This is a genomic window from Pseudooceanicola sp. (assembly GCF_041987405.1).
In the GTDB taxonomy this organism is placed as follows: Bacteria; Pseudomonadota; Alphaproteobacteria; order Rhodobacterales; family Rhodobacteraceae; genus Pseudooceanicola.
In genome coordinates this window covers 610,286-617,539 of record NZ_JBHIWR010000003.1, presented here as the reverse complement: position 1 = coordinate 617,539, position 7,254 = coordinate 610,286, and the positions used below count along the sequence as shown (strand labels likewise).

Annotated in this window: 8 protein-coding genes; all 8 read left to right on the top strand. The window is 66.4% G+C overall.

The genetic code is table 11. The features are described 5' to 3' along the window. Positions 1–361 precede the first annotated feature (361 nt). The 8 genes from aroA to ACFC2Y_RS10995 all read left to right on the top strand — a co-directional run bounded on the left by aroA (position 362) and on the right by ACFC2Y_RS10995 (position 7,241). The gene (gene aroA, locus ACFC2Y_RS11030; protein WP_375174432.1) at positions 362–1,717 is read left to right on the top strand and encodes a 3-phosphoshikimate 1-carboxyvinyltransferase; all 1,356 of its coding nucleotides are present in this window, start codon (positions 362–364) and stop codon (positions 1,715–1,717) included. 29 nt (positions 1,718–1,746) lie between these two features. After that, positions 1,747–2,292: a hypothetical protein gene (locus ACFC2Y_RS11025; RefSeq protein ID WP_375174433.1), complete on the top strand. Its 546-nt coding sequence runs from the start codon at positions 1,747–1,749 to the stop codon at positions 2,290–2,292. A gap of 45 nt (positions 2,293–2,337) precedes the next feature. Beyond that, entirely contained in the window at positions 2,338–2,961 is a 624-nt protein-coding gene (locus ACFC2Y_RS11020) for a (d)CMP kinase (RefSeq protein ID WP_375174434.1), read from the top strand. Positions 2,962–3,090: 129 nt separating this feature from the next. Beyond that, positions 3,091–4,557 carry a UbiA family prenyltransferase gene (locus ACFC2Y_RS11015; protein ID WP_375174435.1) on the top strand — a complete coding sequence of 489 codons (1,467 nt, stop codon included), beginning with the start codon at positions 3,091–3,093 and terminating at the stop codon, positions 4,555–4,557. Continuing rightward, positions 4,554–4,958: a GtrA family protein gene (locus ACFC2Y_RS11010; protein WP_375174436.1), complete on the top strand. Its 405-nt coding sequence runs from the start codon at positions 4,554–4,556 to the stop codon at positions 4,956–4,958. The genes ACFC2Y_RS11015 and ACFC2Y_RS11010 overlap by 4 nt, the downstream gene beginning before the upstream one ends. Then, the gene (locus ACFC2Y_RS11005) at positions 4,955–6,280 is read left to right on the top strand and encodes an FAD-dependent oxidoreductase (RefSeq protein WP_375174437.1); all 1,326 of its coding nucleotides are present in this window, start codon (positions 4,955–4,957) and stop codon (positions 6,278–6,280) included. Before ACFC2Y_RS11010 ends, ACFC2Y_RS11005 begins: the two co-directional genes overlap by 4 nt. Then, positions 6,277–7,005, top strand: coding sequence for an SDR family oxidoreductase (locus tag ACFC2Y_RS11000; RefSeq protein ID WP_375174438.1), 729 nt, complete (start codon positions 6,277–6,279; stop codon positions 7,003–7,005). The genes ACFC2Y_RS11005 and ACFC2Y_RS11000 overlap by 4 nt, the downstream gene beginning before the upstream one ends. Before the next feature lie 95 nt (positions 7,006–7,100). After that, the gene (locus ACFC2Y_RS10995) at positions 7,101–7,241 is read left to right on the top strand and encodes a hypothetical protein (protein ID WP_375174439.1); all 141 of its coding nucleotides are present in this window, start codon (positions 7,101–7,103) and stop codon (positions 7,239–7,241) included. Positions 7,242–7,254: the final 13 nt, after the last annotated feature.

Genomic DNA, 7,254 nt, shown 5'->3' with positions numbered 1-7,254 from the left:
ACCTTGGGTCCAGCTGACCTTGCTCGTGTCATCCAGGCCTACAACTCGACGCCCCGGCGCTGCCTGGGCTACAAAACTCCGGACGAAGTCTTCTATGAAACCGTTGCACTTCAAACGTGACACTGCACTCCCCCGATCCGGGGGAGGGGACCTGTCGCGCCCGTGGCTGGGGGCACCGCTTCGCCTTGTTCGAAATAGTGAAATTACGGTTTCCATACCGGAACCACGCTGTTGCCTCCCCCGGATCGGGGGAGGGGTAGGGAGGGGGAGAAGGCCAGCGACGCGGCAGCACCCCTGCGCTTCGCCCATAGACGCCCCCGCCCCCCCGCGCTATGACGCAACGACTGATGAGGAGGCCCCAATGTCCGCCCATGGCACCCCGATCCCGATGACATCCGAGGCCTCCGGGCCGCTGAAGGGGACCGCCGATGTTCCCGGCGACAAGTCGATCTCGCACCGGTCACTGATCCTTGGCGCGCTGTCGGTCGGGGAAACCCGGATTTCGGGGCTTCTGGAAGGTCAGGATGTTCTGGACACTGCGAAAGCCATGCGTGCCTTCGGGGCCGAGGTCGAAGAACTGGGCAGTGGCAACTGGCGGGTTCATGGCGTCGGTGTCGGCGGGTTTGCGGAGCCGGAGAACGTCATCGACTGCGGCAATTCGGGCACCGGCGTGCGGCTGATCATGGGGGCGATGGCGACCTGCCCGATCACCGCGACCTTCACCGGCGATGCCAGTCTGAACAAACGGCCCATGGCGCGGGTCACCGATCCGCTGGCGCTGTTCGGGGCGCAGGCCGTGGGGCGGGCGGGCGGGCGGCTGCCGATGACCATCGTCGGCGCGCGGGAACCGGTGCCGGTGCGCTACGTCGTGCCCGTGCCGTCGGCGCAGGTGAAGTCGGCGGTGCTGCTGGCCGGGCTGAACGCCCCGGGCCAGACCGTGGTGATCGAGAAGGAAGCGACGCGCGATCATACCGAGCGGATGCTGCGCGGCTTCGGCGCCGAGATCACGGTTGAGGAGACCGAGGAGGGCCGGGTCATCACCCTGACCGGCCAGCCGGAGCTGGTGCCGCAGGATATTGTCGTGCCGCGCGACCCGTCCTCGGCCGCCTTCCCGGTCTGCGCCGCGCTGATCGTGCCCGGATCGGATGTGCTGGTCCCCAATATCGGGCTCAACCCGACGCGGGCGGGGCTCTTCGAGACGCTGCGCGACATGGGGGCCGATCTGACCTATGAAAACCCGCGCGAGGAGGGCGGCGAGCCGGTGGCGGATTTGCGGGCCAAATTCTCGCCGGACCTCAAGGGCATCGAGGTGCCGCCGGAGCGCGCGGCCTCGATGATCGACGAATATCCGGTGCTGTCCGTGGTGGCCGCCTATGCCGAGGGGCAGACCGTCATGCGCGGTGTGAAGGAGCTGCGGGTCAAGGAGTCGGACCGGATCGAAGCGATGGCCACGGGGCTGCGCGCCAACGGGATCGAGGTCGAGGATGGTGAGGACTGGTGGATCGTCACTGGGCGCGGCCATGGAAACGTGCCGGGCGGGGCGCAGGTGGAAACCCATCTCGATCACCGGATCGCCATGTCCTTCCTCTGCCTCGGCATGGCGTCGCAGAAACCTGTCTCGCTGGACGATGGCGGGCCGATCGCGACCTCGTTCCCGATTTTTGAACCGTTGATGTCGGCCCTCGGCGCGCGCATTCTGCGGACCAACGCGGGCTAGACCCCCGCGGTCCGGTGGGGGAGGGCGAAATGCTGGTATTCTGGGCCTTGGTGGTCGTGGTCGGGGGGCTGTACCTGGCCATGATGGTGCTGACCGTGCCTGTCCTCCTGCGCGAGGCGGGCGGGTTGAAACCCTTTGATTTCAGGCCTTTTGGCTATTCCACCGAGGATGTGAACCGCTATCTCGACGCGATCAGCGAAGAGGGGCTGGCGACTTACCTGGGCCTTCAGCATCAGCTGGATCTGGTCTTTCCCCTGGTCCTGGCGGCGATGTTCGTGGTCGGGTTCCGACGCTTCCTGGGCTCGGTGGCCGGGCTGGTGATGAGCGTCTTGGCCGTCACCGGGGCGGTGGCGGATTATTCGGAAAACGCGTTGGTCGCGACGCTGCTGACCGAACCCGTGCAGCCGGAACAGGTGGTTCTGGCCAGCACCCTGACGATCGTGAAATCGCTTCTGGCCACGATCTGTTTCGTGGTGATGATCTGGATCGGGGTGCAGGCTTGGCGCGCCAGGCCGACGCGGAAGGCCCCGCGCAAGGGCGTCAGAAAGACCGGCGCTCGGAAGGCTGGAAAATGACGCGCAGCGGTGGCATCAAGGGCGTCCACAGCGCGTGAGGATCGGATGAGACTGACCATTGCCATCGACGGCCCGGCGGCGGCCGGAAAGGGAACCTTGTCGCGGGAACTGGCCCGGGCGTTCGACCTTGCGCATCTCGACACCGGTTTGATCTATCGTGCGACCGGGCGGCGGACGCTGGACGGCACCGGCGCGCTGGAAGCCGCGCAGACCCTGACCGCCGCGGATCTGGAGGCGGACGATCTGCGCACGCCGGATGTGGCGCGGGCGGCCAGCGTGGTGGCGGCGATCCCGGAGGTCCGCGCGGCGCTGGTGGATTTCCAGCGCGCTTTTGCCCGGCGGCAAGGCGGCGCGGTACTGGACGGGCGCGACATCGGCACGGTGATCTGCCCCGAGGCGGAGATGAAGTTTTTCGTCACCGCCAGCGACGAGGTCCGGGCGGAACGGCGGTTTGTCGAGTTGAAAGAAGGCGGGCATGACGTGACCTTTGACACGGTGCTGGCTGATCTTCGGGAACGCGATGCGCGCGACAGTGCGCGGGCTACAGCGCCGCTGAAACCGGCGGAGGATGCTGAGGTGCTGGATACCTCCGAGATGGATATCGACGCGGTCGTGGCGACAGCGATTGCAATGGTCACGGCCCGGACAGGGCTGAAGCCTGTCGCCTGAAGGGCACGTTCTTACAGACAATTTTCCACATCATTGTTGGGTCAGGGTTTGTCCATTATCCTGCCATGGTTGCATGTGACACTGGCCTGAAGAGCCGGGCACAAGCACGGGCAGGACAAGGCGCAAGCCATGACGCAGGCATATTCAAAGGCGCAATTTCTCGACACCACGGGCGAGGCACGGCCGGTGCTTGTCTGCGATCTGGACGGGGTGCTGATCCGCACGGAAATGCTGGATGAAACCTTCTGGGCCTCGGTCGCGGCGGGCTGGACGGCGCCCTGGGTGGCGTTTCGCGCGCTGCTGCAGGGGCGGGCGGCGCTGAAGCGGGCGCTGGCAGAACGCGGGCCGGTCGATCCGGCGCATCTGCCCTATCGGCCTGATATCGTTGCGCGTTTGCGGGCGTGGAGATCCGCCGGGGGGCGCACGGCGCTGGTGACCTCCGCCGATCAGGCCGTAGCCGAAGAGATCGCGGCCCACCTGGATCTGTTCGACGAGGTGCATGGATCCGACGGAACCCGCAACCTGCGCGCCGCGACCAAGGCGGCCTTTCTGGTCAACCGCTTCGGTGAGGGTGGCTACAGCTATATCGGCGGCGCGGTCACGGATCGCCCGGTCTGGGCGACTTCGGCGACGGCGACGACCGTGGGCCTCAGCGATGCGGCGCGGGCCAAGATCACCGCGATGGCCAAGGTCACGCATCTCGACAAGGCGCCGATGAACTTCCCCCGGGCGCTGATGCAGACGATGCGGCCGCATCAATGGCTGAAGAACCTGCTGGTCTTTCTGCCGCTTCTTGCGGCGCATCAGCTGGACGCTGTTTCGCTGGCGCAGGCGGTGCTGGCCTTCATCACCTTTGGCCTTGTCGCGTCGAGCGTCTATGTGCTGAACGATCTGCTGGATCTGCCGTCTGACCGGGCGCATCCGCGCAAACGCAACCGTCCCTTCGCCTCCGGTCGGCTGCCGCTGAGGCACGGGCTATGGCTGGCGCCCTCGCTGTTGCTGGCGGGGCTGGTCTTCGGGCTGGTGCTGGGGCCGATGTTTCTGGCGGTTCTCGGCGTTTATTACGCCACGACGACCGCCTATTCGCTCTGGCTCAAGCGCCTGCCGGTGGTGGATATCTGCACGCTGGCCGCGCTTTATACCCTGCGGATCGTGGCGGGGGCGGCGGCGACGTCGATCCCGATTTCGGTCTGGCTGATGGCCTTCGCCATCTTCTTCTTCTTCTCGCTGGCGGCGGTGAAACGACAGGCAGAGCTGGTCGACGCGGTCAAGGCGGGGCGCGAATTGAACACGCGGCGGGGCTACCGGGCGGATGACCTGCCGCTGGTGGCGATGATGGCGGTCGGGTCTGGCTATGTCTCTGTCCTGGTGATGGCGCTTTATGTCAATTCGCCCGCGGTGACGGCGCTCTATTCCATGCCGCAGGTGCTGTTTGGCATCTGTGTTGTGCTGCTGTTCTGGATCAGCCGCGTGGTGATGCTGGCGCATCGCGGCGAGATGCATGACGACCCGGTGGTCTTTGCCGCCAAGGACAGGGTGAGCCTGGGGGCCTTTGCGGCGGTCTGTGCCATCGTCTTTGCGGGCAGCCAGCTATGACACTCCCCACGCTGGTTCTGCGGTACGCCGGTTTCGCGCTGGTGGCGGTCCTGGTGAACCTGGCGGTGCAGCGCGGCGTTCTTGCGCTGTCGCATGGCCTTCTGGCAGCCTTGATCGCGGGGACGGCGGCGGGGCTGGTGGTGAAATACCTGCTGGACAAGATCTGGATTTTTGAGGACCGGGCAGCGGGGCTGGCGGCCCATGGGCGGCGGTTCTCGCTCTATACCCTCATGGGGGTGGCGACGACGGCGATCTTCTGGGGCACGGAAAGCGCGGCCTGGGCGATCTGGCAGACCGATGCGGCGCGGGAGGCGGGGGCGGTTCTGGGTCTCTCCATCGGCTATGTGGTGAAATACCGGTTGGACCGGCGCTTCGTCTTTGTCAGCGGGGTGGCGGCGTGAAACGGGATGTGTCTGGCTGGGGCCGGTTTCCCCGGGTGACGGCTGAGGTCACGCGCCCAAGGGACGAGGCGGCGCTGCAGGCGGTGCTGGGCGACAGTCCGGTTATCGCGCGCGGCAACGGGCGCAGCTATGGCGACAGCGCGGCGCAGCCCCGGGGCACAGTGGATATGCGGGGGTTCTCCCATTTCCTCGATTTCGATGCGGAGACGGGCGTTCTGACCGCCGAGGCCGGGGTGTTGCTGGGCGATGTGATCCGCGCCCTGCTGCCACGCGGCTGGTTTCCGCCGGTGACGCCGGGGACCAAGTTCGTGACCCTTGGCGGCATGATCGCGGCCGATGTGCATGGCAAGAACCACCGGCGCGACGGGTCCTTCGGGCGCTATGTCGCGTGGGTGGAGGTCATGGGGCCGGACGGGACGGTGCGCCGGGCCTCGCCACAGGACAACGCTGATCTCTTTTCCATGACGATCGGCGGCATGGGGCTGACCGGTGTGATCCTGCGCTGTGCGGTCCGGATGATGCGGGTGCCGTCCGGCTGGATCCGGCAGGAGACGCATGTCGCCCCCGATCTGGACGCCGCCATGGAGGTGTTCGAGGCGGCGGAGACGCAGTATGCAGTCGCCTGGTTCGATTGCTTGGGGCGTGGGGCGTCACTCGGGCGGTCGCTGGTCATGCTGGGCGATCATGCGGAGGTGGCAGATCTGCCGCCGGACCGCCGGGCCGCGCCATATGACGTGCCCCTGCGGCGGCGCAAGCGGGTGCCGCTGGACGCGCCGGGCTTTGCGCTGAACCGCTATACGATCCGGGCATTCAACTCGGTCTATCACGCGCTGACTGCACGCAAGGCGGGCCAGTCGCTGGTGGATTGGGACAGGTATTTCTACCCGCTGGATGCGGTGCTGGACTGGAACCGAATCTATGGACGGCGCGGGTTTGCGCAGTATCAGGTCGCGCTGCCGCTGGCGGCCTCGCGCGACGGGCTGGCGGAGTTGCTGGGCGCGATTTCCGACGCCGGGCAGGGGTCTTTTCTGGCGGTTCTCAAACGTCTCGGTCCGGAGGAGGGGCGGCAGTCTTTCCCGATGGAAGGCTACACTCTGGCGCTGGATTTCCCGGTGAGCGAGGCGGCGCTGGCCCTGCTTGATCGGCTGGACCGGATCACGCTGGCCCATGGGGGGCGGTACTATCTGGCCAAGGATGCCCGTGTGTCGGGCGAGGTGCTGCACCGGGCGGACCCGCGATGGACGGCGTTTCGCGAGGCGCGGCAGGCGGGGGGGCTGGCAGAGGTTTTCGCCTCCGCACAATCGGAAAGGTTGGGGATATGAGGGCGGTCACGATTCTGGGCGCGCGATCGGACATCGCCATGGCCTGCGCACATGTGTTTGCGGCGGAAGGCGACCAGGTGACCCTCGCCGCGCGGCAGGTCGAGACCTTGCAGAATGCGGCCCGCGATCTGGAATTGCGCCATGGCGGCACGGTGTCCCTGCGGGAGTTCGACGTGCTGGATGATACGGGGCTTGCGGCCTTTGTTGATGGGGCCGAGGTGCCGGATGTGGTGATCTCAGCGGTTGGTCTGCTGGGCGATCAAACGGCGGATGAGCGGAACGTGGAGGCCGCCGCCCGCGTGATGCGCAGCAATTTCGAGGGGCCTGCACTGGTGCTGGGGGCCTATGCCAATGCGATGGAGGCGCGGGGATCGGGGGTGATCGTCGGCATCTCCTCCGTCGCCGGAGACCGGGGGCGGGCGACCAACTATATCTACGGCTCGGCCAAGGCTGGCTTCACCGCTTTCCTGTCTGGCCTGCGCAACAGGTTGGCGGGCCGGGGCGTCCATGTGGTGACGGTGAAACCGGGTTTCGTGGCGACGAAAATGACCGAGCATCTCGACCTTCCCGAAAAGTTGACCGCCGCGCCGGAGGAAGTTGCCCAGGCGGTGCTGAAAGCCGTTGAGAAGCGTCGGGACGTGATCTATGTGCGCGCCATATGGCGGTTGGTGATGGGAATCATCCGCCTCATTCCGGAGCGCGTTTTCAAGAAACTATCCATCTGAGTGGACCGAGCGGAGGGACATCCGTCGGCCATGAGGGGCTGAGCAGTTGGGAGGAAACATGAGCAACCCGGAAACCCGATCATACAGGTGATATCATGACGATCCACACGACCCCCGACCCCAAGGCGGAGCCTCTGCCCGCCCCGCAACCAGTGCCCGCCGACATCGACTGGCGGCAACTCGACTTCGCGTCCGACTGCCTGATCCTGCGCAAGACGCCCGAGCCCAAGCGCTGATTTCAGGGCGTCA

Coding starts and splice junctions, on each gene's coding strand:
- ACFC2Y_RS11020 (WP_375174434.1), top strand. CDS start 2,338: ATGAGACTGACCATTGCCATCGACGGCCCGGCGGCGGCCGGAAAGGGA.
- ACFC2Y_RS11010 (WP_375174436.1), top strand. CDS start 4,554: ATGACACTCCCCACGCTGGTTCTGCGGTACGCCGGTTTCGCGCTGGTG.
- ACFC2Y_RS11000 (WP_375174438.1), top strand. CDS start 6,277: ATGAGGGCGGTCACGATTCTGGGCGCGCGATCGGACATCGCCATGGCC.
- aroA (WP_375174432.1), top strand. CDS start 362: ATGTCCGCCCATGGCACCCCGATCCCGATGACATCCGAGGCCTCCGGG.
- ACFC2Y_RS11025 (WP_375174433.1), top strand. CDS start 1,747: ATGCTGGTATTCTGGGCCTTGGTGGTCGTGGTCGGGGGGCTGTACCTG.
- ACFC2Y_RS11015 (WP_375174435.1), top strand. CDS start 3,091: ATGACGCAGGCATATTCAAAGGCGCAATTTCTCGACACCACGGGCGAG.
- ACFC2Y_RS10995 (WP_375174439.1), top strand. CDS start 7,101: ATGACGATCCACACGACCCCCGACCCCAAGGCGGAGCCTCTGCCCGCC.